At 36.3% G+C, this 1,326-nt stretch carries 2 protein-coding genes; both read left to right on the top strand.

Annotated features, from left to right (window positions below; translation table 11 throughout):
* Nucleotides 1–698, top strand: a 698-nt coding sequence (locus F991_RS16255; protein ID WP_004673475.1) for a decaprenyl-phosphate phosphoribosyltransferase, incomplete at its 5' end; no start/stop codon positions are given.
* A gap of 19 nt (nt 699–717) precedes the next feature.
* Nucleotides 718–1,131: a divergent PAP2 family protein gene (locus tag F991_RS16260; protein ID WP_004673476.1), complete on the top strand. Its 414-nt coding sequence runs from the start codon at nt 718–720 to the stop codon at nt 1,129–1,131.
* The last annotated feature ends 195 nt before the right edge of the window (nt 1,132–1,326 follow it).

Consider the following 1,326-nt stretch of genomic DNA (forward strand, 5'->3'; position numbering starts at 1 on the left):
ACTTTCGCAAGAGATCTATTGTTAATGATTTAAAGGATATAGAAAAAGATCGAGCGCACCCTGAAAAGTCCAAAAAAAGGCCTTTAGCCTCAGGTCAGGTAAGTCCACAAAGTGCAATTATTTTATTAACTTTGATTTATATTGCTTTAGGGTTCTCTTGGCTCATTGCTCCGCAAGTAATCTACGTAATCATCGTATATTTACTGCTGAATTGGGCCTATACCTTTAAATTGAAGCATGAACCAGTTATTGAAATCTTCATTGTAGCTTTTGGTTTTGTATTACGTGTATATGCAGGTGCGGTCGCCCTTGCAGTGCCTGTCTCTGATTGGATGTTTATTACCACATTAAGTATTTCACTTTATCTAGCTTCGATTAAACGTCGTCAGGAACTCGTGCAAAGCGGTTCACAAGGACGTGGAGTACTTGCACACTATTCAGTAAGTTTGATTGACCGCTTCGCAGGCATGTCTGCCATTACTGCAATCATTTTTTATAGTTTATATACGATGGCAGTACAGCCACAACTCATCATTACAATCCCTTTTGTAATGTTTGGATTATTCCGTTACTGGTTTATCGTTGAAACCTTAAAAGGTGGGGAATCTCCGACTGACGTAATCGTTCAGGATTGGCAAATTTTATTGACTGTTGTTTTATGGATAACATGTTGTATTTGGACATTATGGCCAGCTTAACTTTATCTTGGATTATCTTGTGAATTATTATATTTACCTTATTACCCCATTTTTGGCTTGGCTAGTAGCTGGCTGTCTAAAATTTCTTATTAATTCAATTAAAGCAAAAAAACTGGCTTTTGGATTAATTGGCTATGGTGGATTACCGAGTAATCATAGTTCCATTGTAAGTAGTATGGCTGCACTTATTGCGCTTAAAGAAGGCATTGATACACCTGCTTTTGGGGTTGCACTCACACTCGCATTTATTGTGCTGTTAGATGCGAATAGTTTAAGACGTGCGATTGGCAAACACGCGGTGGCGATTAATCAATTAGCTAAAGATACTCCTGAATATCAGCAGCTAAGAGAACGCATGGGTCACACAAAGATTGAGATCTTAGCTGGTGTACTGGTTGGTTGTTTTGTTGCATATTTAGCTAGCACGTTATAAATCAAATATTAAATTGTGACTATATAACTCACAAATGTTAGTTTAGTCACCAATTTACTCCATTTTAGCATTAGTTATCTAATAGTTATTTCATAATTAATAGATCTCTTGCGAAAGTAAAAAATTGTTTATACTAGCCCCATGAAATATGAAAATTTAACTCGATTTAATGATGGGGAATTTAAACGACTCGTT

It is taken from the genome of Acinetobacter sp. CIP-A165 (assembly GCF_000367985.1).
Lineage (GTDB): Bacteria > Pseudomonadota > Gammaproteobacteria > Pseudomonadales > Moraxellaceae > Acinetobacter.